This window comes from Arsenicibacter rosenii (genome assembly GCF_001870735.1).
Taxonomy (GTDB): domain Bacteria; phylum Bacteroidota; class Bacteroidia; order Cytophagales; family Spirosomataceae; genus Arsenicibacter; species Arsenicibacter rosenii.
Window position 1 is genome coordinate 1 of the sequence record NZ_MORL01000040.1, and the last position, 16,991, is coordinate 16,991.

Genomic DNA, 16,991 nt, shown 5'->3' on the forward strand with positions numbered 1-16,991 from the left:
CTGACGGCCTCGGGGGCCCCCACGGTGATATGGTCAACGGGGGCAGGGTCGGCCGATCTGGTGGTCTCGCCGGTGAGCACGACGGCCTACTCAGTGACCGTCAGCAGCGGCGCGGGTTGCCAGTCCACCACGAGCGTGACGGTCACGGTCAATCCGGCGGCGACGGCCACCATCGGCGGAACGCTGACGCTCTGTCCGGGCCAGAGTACGACGCTGACCGCCTCGGGCGGGGTGAGCTACAACTGGTCGACGGGAGAAAACACGGCAGGGATTGTGGTTTCACCGGTGAGTACAACGGCCTACTCGGTGACGGTCACCAACGCCTCGGGTTGTCAGTCGGTGACCAGCGTGACGGTATCGGTGAATCCGGCGGTGGCGGTGTCCGTAAGCGGGAATCTGACGCTGTGTGCGGGTCAGNAGTGGTCAATCCGGCGGTGACGGCGGCGATCAGCGGCGGGCTGACCATCTGTACGGCAGGCAGCACGACGCTGACGGCTTCCGACGCGGTCGGTGGTCAGGGGACAGGGTATCTGTGGTCGACGGGAGAAAACACGGCGGCGATTGTGGTCTCTCCGATGAGCACGACGGCGTATTCAGTAACCGTAAGCAACGGTACGGGCTGCTGGTCGTCTACGGGGGTGACGGTGTCGGTGAATCCGGCGGTGACGGCGTCCGTGAGCGGGAATCTGACGCTGTGTGCGGGTCAGTCGACGACGCTGACGGCTTCGGGGGGCAGTGCTTACCGGTGGTCGACGGGGGCAACGGGTCCGGTCCTTTCGCTGACGCCGACGGCAACGGATGTGTATTCGGTAACGGTGACCAATGCGTCGGGCTGTACGGCGGTGAGAAGTGTGGAAGTGATTGTCAACAGCGTGCTGACGGCACAGGCGACGCAGGCGGTGGTGTCGGGCGTGCTGGGGGCTGGTTCGTGCTCGGTGCAGATCACGGGTACGGGCATCGGCGACCGGTTTGAGATTACGGGACCGGGCGGTTATGTGTTCAGCACGGTATACCGTGTGGGCGGCACCCATCCGTTTGCGACGACGGTGACGATCACGAAACCGGGCACGTATACCTACACGGCCTGGTATACCAACCCCTGCGGTGGGGTAAGCCAGGATCGGCGCACGGTGATCGTAACCGGTACGGCCTGTCAGTAGCGCCATGTAGTTCAGTCGTGCCTTTAGACGGGCCGGGCTGAACAAAATAATAGATAGGTGGAACCCGAAAAGCCCGGACACATTATCCGGGCTTTTCGGGTTATTATGCGCTATTAACCAGATTTATAAAAAATAAGTATAAACAAAGGATAAATTTGTTAATTATGAGGATTCGCCAAATCATCATTGGTATAACAACAATCATTTGGAATCCCTTTTGTATTTTTACCGGAGTACCTATTCATCAAAACTGTTTCTATGAAAAAAGTAGTACTTACGTTGCTGCTTGCTGCTGGTCTGTCGGCTCCCGGGTGGGCGCAGACGACGTTTCCCAACAACGGCGTAGCCGACGAGCGGCCTAACCTCTATGCATTCACGAATGCAACCATTGTGGTTGACCCACAAACAACCCTGACCAACGCAACTTTACTGATCCGGCAAGGCGTCATTGAGGCCGTGGGCACAAACGTGACCATCCCTGCCGGTACGGTTGTAAAAGACCTGAAAGGCAAACGGATCTATCCGGCACTGATCGATCTGGATTCTGATTATGGTATGCCCGAGCCGCCGCAGGGCGCTGCCGGTGGCCGTGGTCGCGGTATGGGTGGCCCGCCTCAGTATGAATCCAATAAAAAAGGCCCTTACTACTGGAACCAGGCGGTTCAGCCGGAAGTAAGTGCCAGCCTGCTGTTTAAAGCCAACAGTACGAAAGCCGATGAACTCCGGAAACTGGGTTTCGGTACGGTACTGGCCCATCCGCACGATGGCATCGCCCGTGGAAGCGGCGTACTGGTGACACTGGCCGATGAGCGGGAAAATGCAATCGTCCTGCGTGAGGCCGTATCATCACACTACTCGTTCAGCAAAGGCACCTCGACGCAAGCGTATCCGAACTCACCGATGGGGTCGGTAGCGTTGCTGCGTCAGGCGTTCTACGATGCTGACTGGTATAAAAAAGGGGGCAACAAAGAGCAGACCAACCTGTCGCTCGAAGCCCTGAACAAACTGAACGGCCTGCCTGCGTTTTTTGAAGCCCCTGACCGCCTCGGTATTCTGCGCGCTGATAAAATCGGTGACGAATTCGGTGTTCAGTTTATCATCAAAGGCGGCGGTGATGAATACCAGCGGATCGACGAGGTTAAAGGGACAAATGCCTCGCTGATTATTCCGGTGAGTTTCCCGCAGGCATTTGATGTGGAAGACGCATGGGACGCCGACAACGTGTCGCTGGCCGAAATGAAACACTGGGAAATGGCACCGGCAAACGCGGGTGTGGTCGCTGGTGCAGGCATTAATTTTGCCCTGACAACCGCCGGTCTGCGCAACAAGACCGAGTTCTGGGCAAACCTCCGCAAAGCCATCGAATATGGTTTGTCGGAGCAGAAAGCCCTCGAAGCCCTGACAACGGCGCCGGCTAAACTGATCAAAGCCGACGGGCAGATCGGTACGCTGCAAAAAGGAAAGGTCGCTAACTTTATCATTACCTCCGATAACCTGTTCAGCGCCAACAATGCCATCCTCGAAAACTGGATTCAGGGCAAGCAGTACATCGTAACGGCGCAGCCGACGGCCGACCTGCGGGGGACCTATAACCTGACTATTGGCAACCGCTCAAACCTGAAACTGAACATTACCGGTAAGTCGGCCGATAAGCTGGAATATCAGGTTGTGGCCAGCGATACCATTAAAATTACGCCGAAAGTGTCGGTAGCCAATGACCTGATTTCGATGCAGGTGCAGCTTGACCGCCGGAATCCGGGCACTACCCGCCTGACCGGCTACCGCGACGGCTCGACCCTGAAAGGCGACGGTGATCTGCCAAACGGTCAGCGCATTACCTGGACAGCGGTTCGGGCTGGTGAGAATGTGGCGAAAGCTGACTCGGTCCGTCCGGTCCGTAAACCTGAAATTGGTAAGGTAATTTATCCGTTCATTGGCTTCGGAAACCCGGAAAAACCAAAGGCAGAAGTGATGCTGATCAAAAACGCGACGGTGTGGACCAACGAAACGGACGGCATCATGCAGAATGCAGACGTACTGGTACAAAACGGCAAAATTGCGCAGGTGGGTAAAAACCTGACGGCGCCGGCCGGAGCGAAAGTAATCGACGGGACAGGCAAACACCTGACATCGGGTATTATCGACGAACACTCACACATTGCCCTGTATTCGATCAACGAAGGGGGGCAGACGTCATCGGCGGAGGTGCGGATGAGCGATGTCGTCAACTCGGAAGATGCCAACATCTACCGGCAGCTGGCGGGTGGTGTCACGGCGTCGCAGCTGCTGCACGGCTCGGCCAACTCAATCGGTGGTCAGTCGGCGCTGGTGAAACTGAAATGGGGGGCCTCGCCGGAAGAAATGCTGATCAAAGGTGCCGACGGCTTCATCAAGTTTGCCCTGGGTGAAAACGTAAAACAGGCGAACTACCCGAACCCGAACCAGCTGACCCGTTTCCCGCAGACGCGGATGGGGGTTGAGCAGGTGTATTTCGATCACTTCTACCGTGCCCGCGAATACGATAACGCCTGGAAAAAATACAACAGCCTGCCGGCCAAAGAGAAGGCCGCTGCCGTACCGCCGCGCCGCGACATCGAACTGGATGCCCTGGCCGAAATTCTGAACAAAAAGCGGTTTATCACCTGCCACAGCTACGTGCAGTCGGAAATCAACATGCTTCTGAAAGTAGCGGACTCGCTGGGCTTCCGGGTAAACACCTTTACCCACATTCTGGAAGGCTACAAAGTGGCCGACAAAATGGCGAAACATGGGGTTGGTGGTTCATCGTTCGCTGACTGGTGGGCGTACAAAATGGAGGTAAAAGACGCGATTCCGTACAACGCGGCACTGATGCACCGTCAGGGTATCGTGGTGTCGATCAACTCGGATGATGCCGAAATGGCCCGCCGTCTGAATCAGGAAGCGGCTAAAACGGTTGAGTACGGGGCACTGAGCGAAGAGGAAGCCTGGAAAATGGTGACCCTGAACCCTGCCAAACTGCTGCACCTCGACAGCCGTATGGGTAGTATCAAGAGCGGCAAAGACGCTGACCTGGTGTTGTGGAACAACAACCCGCTGTCGATCTATGCCCGTCCGGAAAAAACCATCATCGAAGGTACGGTTTACTTTGACTTACAGGACGAAGACCGTAAGCGCGAAGACCTGTCGAAAGAGCGTGCGCGGCTGATCCAGAAAATGCTGACGGCGAAAGCCGGTGGTACGCAGACGCAACGGCCGACATTCCGTCGCCAGCGGATGTTCCATTGCGAAGACATCGAAGGCGTAATGGCCGAAGGGGAAGAACATCAGGAAGCCGAACAGAAGTAATCGCTGCGCGCAGTTTATCACGCTTTCGCACTTTAATCACAGATGAAAAAGATCGTTTTAACCATATTAACAGTCGCAGCGCTTGGTCGGGCGTATGCGCAGAACCCGCCGGCGGCCAAACCGCAGGCAGGGGCGATTGCCTTGACGGGAGCGACCATCCACGTCGGCACCGGCCAGGTGATCAACAACGGCGTCATTGTCTTTGACAAGGGCATCATCACCGCCATCGGCGATGCCAACACGCCGACAACCGGCGCGTCGGTGATCAACGTTTCGGGCAAACACGTATATCCGGGGCTGATTTCACCGGCGGCAACGGTTGGTTTGCAGGAATACGCATCGGTGCGGGCTACGCTCGACTTCAACGAGGTCGGTGTAATTAACCCGAACATCCGCGCCCTGGTCGCCTACAACACCGATTCGGAGGTTATCCCGACGATCCGGAACAACGGCGTTCTGCTGACGCAGGCTATGCCGCTGGGCGGTACTATTTCGGGCAGCTCGTCGATCATGCAGACCGATGGCTGGAACTGGGAAGATGCCGTGCTGAAGAAAGACGACGGGATCTGGCTTAACTGGCCGGGCTACTACAGCCGCGAGTTCAACTTCGAAGATTTCTCGGTAGGCCTGCGGAAAAACAGCCGCCGCGAAGCCGCGATCAACAGCCTGCTGGCGACATTCTCAGAGGCCAAAGCCTATGCGGCCCAGAAAACGGTAACGCCGATTAACCTCAAGTTTGAGGCCATGCGCGGTCTGTTTTCGGGAGCGAGCAACCTGTACATCCGTGCCGACTATGCAAAGGACATCATCGAAGCGGTGAAGTTTGCGAAGGAAGCCGGTGTGCAGAAAATTGTCATGGTCGGTGCCGACGAAGCGCACCGGGTGGCATCTTTCCTGAAAGACAACAGCATCCCGGTCATTCTGAGTCCGCTGCACCGTTTGCCGAACCGGCAGGACGAAGACGTGGATCTGCCCTACAAGATGCCGGGTATCCTCCAGAAAGCTGGTGTGACGGTGGCCCTGAGCTACAACGAAGAGTGGTGGCGGACGCGTAACCTGCCGTTTCTGGCGGGTACGGCAGCGGGTTTCGGTGTAACCGACCGTGAGGAGGCCCTGAAAATGATTACGGCCAACGCGGCAAAGATCATGGGTGTCGACAACGTGGTGGGTACGCTGGAAAAAGGCAAACACGCTACCCTGTTTGTGTCAAAAGGCGATGCGCTCGACATGCGTACCAACGTGGTGGAGCAGGTGTATATCCAGGGCCGCACCGTCGACCTTGACGACAAGCACAAGCGCCTGTATAAAATCTACAAAGACAAGTACGAAGGCCAGAAACCACTGGCTGAGAAAAAATAAGGCATCTGCCTGTTTTAGCGTAGCGTAACTCCCCGAGTGTAATGAACCCTCGGGGAGTTTTTGTTAGCGCTTACCTGGTTTACGTTTTCACTCAAGGAGGGATGTTGTTCAGAAACGCATAGATTACAACAATCTCTACAGTCAAAAGACAGTAAAAAATGGGACTGGTACGTACATCGATATATTTTGATGATGGTCTCCCGCCAATGGCTGCCATTGCTGAATCGTATAAAAAAATAACCGGATATCCACTGGGTATAGTTGCGCGTCTACACTTACTTTATCCGGCGAGCCTGACCGATATAACCAATATATTGTGTGAAGATCATAAGCCTGTAAGTCAGGTTCAGAGTAATAAGATTGCCCTGTTTCAGGATTCCAGATATACAGAATCAGCCGTTGAACGCGATAAATTAAAGGCTTATAATCACATTCAGTCACTAAGTTTTGATTGTTGGTTTTATGTGATTGATTTCACCGTAACGGAGCATCAGATGGAAATCCGGCAGGAAAGTAATCAGTTTTATGCAGTTGAGTCATTAATCCGGGCCTTAATCAATGCAGGTGGTTCCTTCAAGGATGATGACATATTGAAGAAGAAGCAAAAGATATGGCTTCGTTTGAAGCCCTGGAATGAATATAAATGGTATAATCGTCCGGTAGTTTAACGGCTGTCAGGCGATTAACTCCCCGAGGGTTTTGAACCCTCGGGGAGTTTTGGTTAGTGAAACCCTCAGCAGGTTCAAAATAGCTGAACGAGTGAAAGGTGTGATTTAGACCACATTAAACGGGTGAGTTTACCGGGAAAGCGATTGTTCTGTTAAACGGTAAATGATACGCATTTGACAGGAGGGACTAATTAAAAGACCGTCTGAAATCTAAAGGACTCTGATCGGTTTTGGCTTTAAATAGCTTACTGAAGCTTTGGGAATGCTCGAAGCCTAATTCATATGCAATCTGACTGATCGATAATTCATTTGATGCCAGTTTCTCTTTGGCTTTTTCGATTAACTTATCGTGAATGAGTTGCTGAGTGCTTTTTCCGGTTAAGGTTTTTAACAGTCCTCGTAAGTAGCTCTGTGATACATTCAGATTATCAGAAATATACTGGACGGTCGGTAATCCATGTATTGTCAGCAATTCGTTATTGAAATAGTCAGTCAGAAGCTGCTCCAGGCGATTAAGAATCTGATGATTATTTATTTTTCGTGTAATAAACTGACGTTGATAAAAACGCTCTGCATAGTTTAGCAACGTTTCGAGGTGCGAAATAATAATATCCTGACTGAACGGATCAATATTTAATTGATATTCCGTTCTGATATTATCGACGATATTATTAATAATTTTTTTCTCTTTGTCAGAAAGAAATAAGGCTTCGTTTATAGCGTAATCAAAGAATTCATATTTTTTTATTTTGTTTGCCAGCGGTGTACCCCAAAAGAAATCAGGGTGCACGAGCAAAACCCAACCCGACAGATCATCTCCCGGGCTTACTCCGGCGCCCCTCAGTACTTGATTAGGCGCGACAAAGTATAACATACCCTCATCAAAGTCATACGTCTGTTGTCCGTAATATAATTTGTTCAAAAATCCCTTTTTGAGTGAAATATAGTAAAACTCAAAGGTCAGGCCCTGATCGATATCCACACTGTTAGAGGCAGAAGACTGAAGTACAGTATAATCAACAATGCTGATCAGGGGGTGTTCCGGTTTGGGCAATCCGGTCATCTGATGGGCTTCGGTAATTGTTTTAATCCGTATCGGTTTACTGGTTGCCATTGTGAAATGCTGGTTTTCGGCTTAAGACGTATGTTAATCGTATCGGAACCGGAATGTCTGATAAATAATGAACGATCCGTTAAAAAATTAAATCGGGTGATCGTTCGATTACAGGTCGCGCTTATCTTTCCGGTAATGGGTATCCAGAGCGCTCTGTAGCGGCAGCGACCGCAGGCGTACACCCGTCAGATTATAAACGGCGTTGGCAATTGCCGGCGCAACGGGCGAAAGCGGGGATTCGCCTACTCCGGATGGAGCTTCCGTACTTTCCTGAATAATGACCTCAATAAGAGGAGTATCCCTGAGCGTAACTACCTGATAATTATGGAAATTTGTCTGTACAAACTGACTGTTTTCAATGGCAGCTTCTTCGTAAAGAGCCGCGCTGATTGCCATCATTGTCGCGCCTTCTACCTGTTGTCGCACGCCATTGGGGTTTATAATGGTACCGGCATCAATAGCCTGTATGACACGCAGGATCTTAATTTTTTGGTCAACAAGCTGTACCTCAACAATAACCGCTGAAATGGTATTCCGGTCTTCACTTACGGCAATACCCCGACCAATCGTATCCGCTTTTGGCGTATACCAGCCGGCTTTTTTGCCAAGGTTCAGCAACAGGCTTTTCCGGCGTCTGAGCAGCCCGGTATCACCGCAGTGTTCGGTTCTGAAAGTCAGCGGATCAGCCCCGGCTTTGCCCGCCAGTTCATCCATGAAACTCTCAGTCGCAAACGTGTTGGCAAACATACCCACACCCCGCCACAAACCTGTCTCAAAGGGGAGCTCACCGTTCCAGATCGTTGTCTTTATGTGCGGAATGGAATAGGGAATCCGGGCACCATGACCCGCCACCATAAAATCAGCTCCTAGAATTGGTTTTGCCATTGGAAGGGCTAAAAATGCCATGGAACCGGTTGCAAACTCATGCTGGATCGCAGCGATTTTCCCTGTTTTATCTAACCGGCCGCTAAGAATATGATGGGTATTAGGCCTGACATAACCGTTTTGAAACTCCTGCTGCCTAGTATAAAGCAGATGTACGGGTTTGCCTGCCGCCCGGGAAAGTTTAATTGCCTCAACGGCATTATGCTTATACCCTCTTCTTCCGAACCCGCCACCTAAGAAGGCAGGCGTAATCTGAATATCATCTTCGTTGAGATCGGTTTGGTCCGCAATTGTCTGCCGCATGAATGTCACATTCTGCGTAGACGTGACTATGTTCACGTTGTCGCCTGATACGTCTGCTACCACAATGCCTGGTTCCATCGAAGCATGAAATCCGATGGGAGTCCGGTATTCGCTGGTCAGTATGTCGCCGGTTAGTTCATCAACTGCGTTTCCGTCGTCCTGCATCACAACGGCATCCCCCTTACCAACCGTAATGGCTTCAATCGCATCTTTGGTCGCGTAGTCTGGTTCAAAGGACCAGTCAGCCCTGATTTGGGTCAGGGCTTTTTCGGCGGCAAATCGTGTGGTTGCCACTACGCCAATCCACCGTTTATCCGGTACTATTTTCAGAACACCGGGGGCTTTTTCGGCCAGTGATGTATCGGCTGTTTTCAGTTCGCCGCCAAAATAGGGACTATACAACACCGCTCCGTAGGCCATGCCCGGAATATCCGTATCAATGCCATAGTCCGCCTTACCCAGTATCTTATCGTCCAAATCAACCCGTTTTTGTTCCTTACCGATAATTCTGAACGAAGAGGCGGGGCGAAGAGGCGGGGTTTGGGCTACTTGCCATGTTTTGGTTTGCTTCGCAATGTCTGCGTAACTCGCTTTGTACGTTCCTGCATAAACAAAGCCGTCAGCAGTTTGTAAGGCCGTGACAGGCACTTTCCATAAGGTTGATGCTGCCAGTTTGATGGTTTCCCGTAAGGTAGCGGCTACCTCTCTAATGTTAACGTACAACGAAGCGGTGCTGTTACTCATACCGGTACCTGCAGTGCTTTGCGGGCCTGCTGAGGTGGAGGCATGCATAACCTTTATGGTATCGACCGCGACATCCAGTTCTTCGGCCGCCAGCATCGCAAAACCGGTAAATACGCCTTGCCCCATTTCTACCTTGGGCGACCTCATCGTAATGGTATGATCGGCATTAACCGCAAACCATACGGTAGGGTCAAAGTCGGTAATACCGGAACCGAATGTGGTTTCGGCCGCGAGCTTGCTCAGGCCACTGCGTATTTTAGACCGGCCGAAATAAAGCAGCGCCATGGAACCGGCTATCGCAGCCCCTGAACGGGCCAGAAATTTTCTCCTGGAAAATCCCTTTCCGGACGTTTTATTGGGTGGGTTCATCTTTTTTGTATTTAGCCGCCAGAAGAATGGCTTTGAGGATTCGTGGATGGGTTCCACAACGGCAGATGTTAGTGATCGAATTTTTGATATCATCTTCCGTCGGATGTTTGTTCACCTCCAGCAGATGAGCAGCGGCCATCATGAATCCGGATTGGCAATAGCCGCATTGTGGCACCTGAACTTCCCGCCAGGCTTGCTGGATAGGGTGTAAATGCGTTGGGCCTGTTGACAGACCTTCAATCGTAGTGATCGTTTTTCCCTGTGCCAGCTGTACGGGATACGAACATGAGCGGATCAGATCGCCATCTACGTGAACGGAACAGGCACCGCATAATGCCATGCCGCATCCAAATTTTGTTCCTTTTAATTTCGCCTCGTCTCTGATGAGCCATAACAAAGGCATGTCAGGATCTGCGTCGAAGGTGTAAGCTACAGCATTAATGGTAAGCGCTATTTTCATGGCTCAGACGTCGGAAATACAGCAACCGTATCGGAAAGAATGTCAGGAATGCCGTACACAGATTCTTATACTAACAGGACCTTTGTACGATCAACTTCATTGATGATACAAAGGTCCTGTTAATATGCTTGTTGCAGTTAGTCTAAACGACTTTTGTTGTAGCCAAAAGTGAGTTTCACCTCCCCGAGGGTGTTAAACCGCAGCCGCGGACGGTCGCCAGGCGGCCCTGCCTAGGAGTGGTAGTTTATTGTTATTATTACTCCGGAAACTTCTCATACACATCCCGATAGGCGACTTCCTGATATTGATTACTCGCCACAGGCGAGCGATAACGGAAGAATATGTTATTGTACTGTACTTATAGCTATTATTCTCTATTGACGAGCATAGATTGAATTCCATCTATCTTGAAAAATCCTCTTATAATTTCCTATTTGAACCGGTGCATCGGAAGGAATATTATAACTAGCATTCTGTCCATAGTCGCTGATGATGTATTTTACATTGTCCTCTTTTGCTGTTTTAAAAAAGGTTGACAAAGGTATTTCTTTGTTTTCCCTTTCAAGTAGATAATAATAAGTAAGCCCCCTTATTTTATAATTATCCATTTGTCCGAAGAAAAACGCTAATGGCGCAATTACTTTGGTGTTAGTAGCAGGCATATAACTGGCTAATAAGGCATTACGGTCTTCTGTGTTCGGTACTGTCTGGTTCTCTACGATCACTTCACGAAGTTGTATAAGGCTTACCAAGGCATACAGATAAAGTAAAATCCGGCTAGCTCTTCTTTGCAAAACAGGCTGATCCGGTAGGTAAGTTACTAGCCAGTGAGCGGTTATAATGGCCAGCCAGGGAACAAATAGTAAGAAGTAAATATCCGTATCACTTTTTGTCAACAGCCAAAACGAACTAAGAATCAAGAGGGTATATAGTAAAACAGGTTGTGATAAACTTATTCTTTTTCGAAAAGTAATAGCGCATAAAATGAATAATACACTTAGCGCTGCTTCATTCTGGCTATGAAAGAATATTTGATGATAGTCTGCTAAGACAGCAAGTTTGTCGGAAAAGTGCAGATTCTCTTGTGTGGCAGGATCATTGAAGAATTGTTGCAATAACAAAGCCACATTACCGTCAAGAAGTGCATCTAACCCGTAGATACTTAGCGTTAAGCTACCTGCTATCACAAATACAAAAGCTGATTTCCAATCTATTTTGATGAAAAGCCAGCTTGTTCCGGCAATCAAATAAATCAGGCCGTTCAGATGAGTTAATGCAGCTAAGCCTGCTAACATACCTGCCATGACTGGGTTAGACCGGGATTGCTTTGGTGGATCTAGCGCTAAATATGATGCCAGTCCCAACGCCATACACATGGTTTCAGGGCGGTTAACAGAGATGTAGCGAATTAAGGTGCCGCATCCAAGATAAAGGAATAGAGACAACCACTGGTGTTCAAGCGAATAACGCTTTCCATACAGCCATAGTAAATACCCGCCGAGTAACCCGAAAAGGATACTTACTACTTTGCTGGCCGCCACGGTTACGCCTGTAACAGACATAATCAACGCACCGGCGTAGATAAACAATTTGTGAAAGACATATATGCTCTTCTCCCAGCCATTATAATCCCGAAACAATTCGGATCTCACCCGACCATCTCGTATCAGCCAGAAAGATTGCTCAGCAAACCAAGCCTCGTCATAGTATTCTGCCCGGTTGAAAAAAGTGATTACTAGGGCGATAAGTAACAATATAAGCACACTTTCGTAGGTGCGTTTTGTGAAAAGAACCGGCATTGAATTAAATTGAAATTTTCATAAACCTACAACCAAGGTTTCTTTTTACAGCACGATGAAGACAGGAGCCTTTTATCTATAATTGGTCGGTTCAATCTACGGATATACTCATAACATAATACAAGGCTTTCTCACAAAAAAGGCAAGTGGCACTATATCCTGTTTTTTTTGTGGTGACGAAACTACAAAATATTGACGACTGCGACTTGCCCCTCCAAAGTAACACTCTTTTTTGCGTGTTTAGCGAATACCAACCGTAAATAGCGTCCGGGGCTTTCCGGCAAACCACCGTATTACCCAAAAGACTACCAACACACACAATGCGTCACGTCTACCTGCCAACCGGTTCACCTCCCCGAGGGTTTTAAACCGCAGCCGCGGACGGTCGCCAGGCGGCCCGGCCTCGGGGAGTTAGTTTGTGGTTATTATTACTCCGTAAACTTCTTATACACATCACGATAAGCAACTTTGCCGGCCTGCGGGTCATAAAAGGCGGGGAAATAGACGATAAACACCGGAATGGTCCCCTTCACCAGCACGGGCCGGTTTTCGACAACCGGGTTTCCCGACGGCTCCTGATAACACCCCTGATCCTGAAAGCGGAGGGGCGTCCAGTCACGGCGGGATTCCAGCAGCAGGTTGGCCAGCGACAGGGGCTTCTGGAGCCGGATACACCCGTGACTCAGTGCCGACGGGGTCTGGCAAAAAGCTGTGCGCTCGTTGGTGTCGTGGAGGTAAATGTCTTCAAACGATTCCTGAAAATTAATCCGGACTACCCCCAGCGGATTGTCGGTGCCGGGGCCTTTCTTCAGCCAATACTTTTTATTGAACTTACGGGCCGGAATCCGGCGCAGTTTTCGGTCATTACCGTCCAGACGGAGGCTGTCTTTTTTCCGGACCACATAAAACGCCGGAGGAAGCGTATTGGAGTGGATTTTGGGTAGATACCCGTCAATTTCGGGTTTCGGTGCTGTCCAGTAGGGGTATAGATTTACCTGCCGCACCAGTGTATAAAAGCGAGGCGTCGGGGTGCGGGAGGTGCCCACCTTCACGTTCATCCGCAGCTTCGTGGCCGATCCGTTATCAATGACCGTAAGTACCGCCTGCGGAATGTTAATGAGCAGCATCCGGTCATAAGGCATGTAGCGGTTCAGGATCCGGTAGCCGTTCAGGCTGATGGCCAGCCATTTGCGGTTTTGCGCCGACAGACCGGTTTGACTGTTGGCTTTTACCAGCTGCTGGTATTCGGGAAAACGGGGTTCCAGCCTGTTGACAACGGCCTCCCAGTTACTGCCACGCGCAATGGCTATGGCAGCGGCCCGGATGCCGGCCGTGTCGGGTTGTTCGGGCACGCGCAGGCGGTCGGCGTAGTCGAAATACGTACGGTCTTTGGTGCCATAGGCCAGTGCAAACAACAAACGGGCCAGCCGCAGACTGTCGGTACCGGCGGCTTCGGGTTTTACCCCGCGCTGACTGGCATACCTGATGAGCCCGTCAGGGAGTTTATAGCCGGGGCGTTGGGCCTTAACTGATATCGTCAGCAGCAAGAGGCACAAGCCCGTAAAAAAACGGGAACAATTCATAACCGGAAACGTTGAGTTGTGATAATATAACGCCCGGAAACGCAGTTTGTCTAGAAAACAGAGCCTGCCTCTGCTTTGCCTGTGTGCAACACAAATTCTTAACAAAACAGCGTGCGGAGGTAACCGGCTGTCAATTAGTAAACTAGACGTTGAGGTCAGCAGCCAAAGACAGAAAGATACCGGCCACCGGAGTAATCTTAAATAAAGTTTCTGAACTTTGCTATAGAGTCAGCAACGCCGTCAAAAAACGTAATGTATGATCCGCATTTTTCAGCAGGACGAAACCGCCGTTCGTAAAATTAAAGACATTGAATCGTTTTCGCAGACCGACCGGACGCTGTGGGTTGATTTACAGAACCCTAGCCGTGAGGAGCTGGAAAGTGTTGAGGAAAAATTTGATGTGAGCTTCCAGAGTCAGCAGGAGCAGGCAGAGATCGAAAGCAGTTCACGCTACATTGAAGAAGATGAATACCTGATTGCCAATACGAATTTCCTGATTCCGTCAAAAGAGAGCGGCTACATTAATGTGCCTGTCAGCTTTATCCTGAAGGACGATATGCTGTTTACGTACCGGAATGCCGACCTGAAATCCTTTGCCGACATGGTCAAAAAAATCAAATCGCGGCGGGCGGTGTTTAAGGATGGCGGACAAATCATGATTTCGCTCTTCGAGTCCCGGATTGATTATGACGCCGATCTGATTGAAGCTGTAGCACAGGAGGTGCGTTTTATTAACAAACAACTCGACCTCGACGCCAAACTCGACCGCGAAATGCTGCTCCAGATCAACGACTACCAGGATCTGACGATGTCGATCCGGGAAAACGTGGTCGATAAGCAGCGGGTAATTTCGGCCATGATCCGGTCCGACGGCTGGTTTACCGAAGACGAGCAGCATAAACTCCGGACGCTGATCAAAGACATCAACTCCCTCATTGAGCACACAAACTTTATTTTTGAGCGGCTCGAATTCCTGCAAAACACCTTTCTCGGTCTGATTGATCTGGAGCAGAACCGGGTCGTAAAAATATTCACCGTTGTTTCGCTCGTATTGCTGCCACCAACCCTGATTGCAAGCGTTTACGGGATGAACTTCCCGAACATGCCCGAAACCACCTGGAAATACGGCTATCCGTTTGCTATCTTGCTGATGGTCATCTCTTCACTGGGAACCTGGTGGTATTTTAAGCGGAAACAGTGGTTATGATTGCCGGCAGGATCTATAAAAAATTTGCAATTCTATATCAACTATGCCCAAATCTAAGCGTATAAAGATTTGGGGATCATTTATAAGAAATTATATTTGCGGGAACACAAAAATAACCTTACTTAAACCCATTTAACTTTTTCCCGCATGGATATTCTCTATGTTGTTCCTCTCTTGGGCATCGTGGGCCTGCTCGTGATGTTTTTTAAATTTCAGTGGGTCTCTAAACAAGACCCCGGCGACGCCCGGATGCAGGAGATTGCTTCGTACATTGCCAACGGTGCTATTGCCTTTCTGAAAGCCGAATGGCGGATTCTGATCATTTTTGGGATAGTGGTGGCCGCGTTGCTGGCGTGGTCGGGTACCCTGGTCGAAAATTCTGACTGGGTGATTGGCGTTGCCTTTGCCGTCGGGGCCTTCACCTCGGCGCTGGCAGGGTATGTCGGGATGAAAATCGCGACGAAAGCCAACGTCCGGACGGCACAGGCCGCGCGGACGAGCCTGAAGCAGGCCCTGAACGTATCGTTTGCCGGTGGTTCGGTCATGGGCATCGGGGTTGCCGGTCTGGCCGTACTGGGTCTGGGTAGCCTCTTTATCCTGTTCTATAACATGTACGTGGGCGACTCGGGCGATGTAAACGGTCTGCCTATGGAAAAGGCGCTGGAAGTACTGGCCGGTTTCTCGCTGGGTGCCGAATCAATTGCGCTTTTTGCCCGCGTAGGGGGTGGTATCTATACCAAAGCGGCCGACGTGGGCGCTGACCTTGTGGGTAAAGTCGAGGCCGGTATTCCGGAAGATGACCCGCGCAACCCGGCAACCATCGCCGATAACGTAGGTGATAACGTGGGCGACGTAGCCGGTATGGGGGCCGACTTATTCGGTTCGTACGTGGCCACTATCCTGGCTACCATGGTGTTGGGCCGTGAAATTGAAGTGCCGGCTGACGGAAATATTTTCGGTCACGCGCCGATTGTACTGCCGCTGGTTATTGCCGGTATGGGGCTGATCTTCTCCATCATTGCGACCTACTTTGTACGTGTTAAAGACGACAACGGAAATGTACAGGCTGCCCTGAACCTGGGTAACTGGGGTTCTATCGTCCTGACGCTGATTGCATCCTTTTTCCTCGTTCAGCATTTGTTGCCGGACACTACGTTCGAAATCCGCGGTGTTGCGTTCGATCGGATGGATGTGTTTTATGCCATCGTTACGGGGCTGGTTGTCGGGGCGCTGATGTCGATTATTACCGAATATTACACGTCGATGGGTAAGCGGCCGGTGATGACGATTGTGCGGCAGTCGTCGACGGGCCACGCCACCAACATCATTGGCGGTCTGGCGATGGGTATGGAATCGACCGTATTACCGATTCTGGTACTGGCGGCCGGTATCTTCCTGTCATACAAGTTTGCCGGGCTGTATGGGGTGGCGATTTCGGCGGCCGGTATGATGGCCACAACCGCGATGCAGTTGGCGATTGACGCCTTCGGTCCGATTGCCGATAACGCGGGTGGTATTGCCGAAATGAGCGAACTGCCGGAAGAGGTCCGGGGCCGTACCGATATACTGGATGCGGTTGGCAACACAACGGCGGCAACCGGTAAAGGCTTTGCCATTGCTTCGGCAGCGTTGACCTCACTGGCCCTGTTCGCGGCTTTCGTGGGTATTTCAGGCATTTCTGCCATCGATATTTACAAGGCCGACGTATTGTCCGGGCTGTTTGTCGGCGCCATGATTCCGTTTATTTTCTCCTCCCTGGCGATTGCGGCGGTGGGTCGTGCGGCCATGAAAATGGTGGAGGAAGTACGTCGTCAGTTCCGCGAGATTCCGGGTATTCTGGAAGGTACCGCCAAACCTGAGTACGAAAAATGCGTTGAAATTTCGACCCAGGCGTCCATCCGTGAAATGATGCTGCCAGGTGTGATTGCACTGACTGTTCCGGTGATCGTTGGGTTTATCTTCGGTCCGGAAGTACTGGGCGGTCTGCTGGCCGGTGTAACCGTATCGGGCGTG

10 protein-coding genes are annotated in these 16,991 nt (G+C 51.0%); 5 read left to right on the forward strand and 5 right to left on the reverse strand.

What is annotated here, in order from left to right; all coding sequences use genetic code 11:
- Positions 1 to 1,418 precede the first annotated feature (1,418 nt).
- The 3 genes from BLX24_RS28570 (at position 1,419) to BLX24_RS28580 (ending at position 6,514) form a co-directional block, all read left to right on the forward strand.
- Positions 1,419 to 4,487, forward strand: coding sequence for an amidohydrolase family protein (locus tag BLX24_RS28570; protein ID WP_071506650.1), 3,069 nt, complete (start codon positions 1,419 to 1,421; stop codon positions 4,485 to 4,487).
- Between the two features lie 42 nt (positions 4,488 to 4,529).
- On the forward strand, positions 4,530 to 5,846 hold the full coding sequence (locus BLX24_RS28575; RefSeq protein ID WP_071506651.1) for an amidohydrolase family protein: 1,317 nt from the start codon (positions 4,530 to 4,532) through the stop codon (positions 5,844 to 5,846).
- A gap of 158 nt (positions 5,847 to 6,004) precedes the next feature.
- Positions 6,005 to 6,514, forward strand: a complete 510-nt coding sequence (locus BLX24_RS28580) for a hypothetical protein (protein ID WP_071506652.1) — start codon at positions 6,005 to 6,007, stop codon at positions 6,512 to 6,514.
- 187 nt (positions 6,515 to 6,701) lie between these two features.
- Here BLX24_RS28580 and BLX24_RS28585 read toward each other — a convergent pair whose 3' ends face one another.
- From BLX24_RS28585 to BLX24_RS28605, 5 genes are all read right to left on the reverse strand, one after another.
- Positions 6,702 to 7,628 carry a helix-turn-helix domain-containing protein gene (locus tag BLX24_RS28585; RefSeq protein WP_071506653.1) on the reverse strand — a complete coding sequence of 309 codons (927 nt, stop codon included), beginning with the start codon at positions 7,626 to 7,628 and terminating at the stop codon, positions 6,702 to 6,704.
- A gap of 108 nt (positions 7,629 to 7,736) precedes the next feature.
- Entirely contained in the window at positions 7,737 to 9,845 is a 2,109-nt protein-coding gene (locus tag BLX24_RS28590; protein ID WP_229201911.1) for a xanthine dehydrogenase family protein molybdopterin-binding subunit, read from the reverse strand.
- 67 nt (positions 9,846 to 9,912) lie between these two features.
- Positions 9,913 to 10,389, reverse strand: coding sequence for a (2Fe-2S)-binding protein (locus BLX24_RS28595; RefSeq protein WP_083422240.1), 477 nt, complete (start codon positions 10,387 to 10,389; stop codon positions 9,913 to 9,915).
- Between the two features lie 374 nt (positions 10,390 to 10,763).
- Positions 10,764 to 12,188 (reverse strand): glycosyltransferase family 39 protein, encoded by a 1,425-nt coding sequence (locus BLX24_RS28600; protein ID WP_071506656.1) that lies wholly within the window; start codon positions 12,186 to 12,188, stop codon positions 10,764 to 10,766.
- 428 nt (positions 12,189 to 12,616) lie between these two features.
- Positions 12,617 to 13,771: a L,D-transpeptidase family protein gene (locus tag BLX24_RS28605; protein ID WP_083422241.1), complete on the reverse strand. Its 1,155-nt coding sequence runs from the start codon at positions 13,769 to 13,771 to the stop codon at positions 12,617 to 12,619.
- A gap of 256 nt (positions 13,772 to 14,027) precedes the next feature.
- Here BLX24_RS28605 and corA point away from each other — a divergent pair, with 256 nt between their 5' ends.
- Together corA and BLX24_RS28615 are read left to right on the forward strand one after the other, a co-directional pair.
- Positions 14,028 to 14,978, forward strand: coding sequence for a magnesium/cobalt transporter CorA (corA, locus tag BLX24_RS28610; protein ID WP_071506658.1), 951 nt, complete (start codon positions 14,028 to 14,030; stop codon positions 14,976 to 14,978).
- A gap of 147 nt (positions 14,979 to 15,125) precedes the next feature.
- On the forward strand, positions 15,126 to 16,991 hold a 1,866-nt coding region (locus BLX24_RS28615), incomplete at its 3' end, for a sodium-translocating pyrophosphatase (protein ID WP_071506659.1).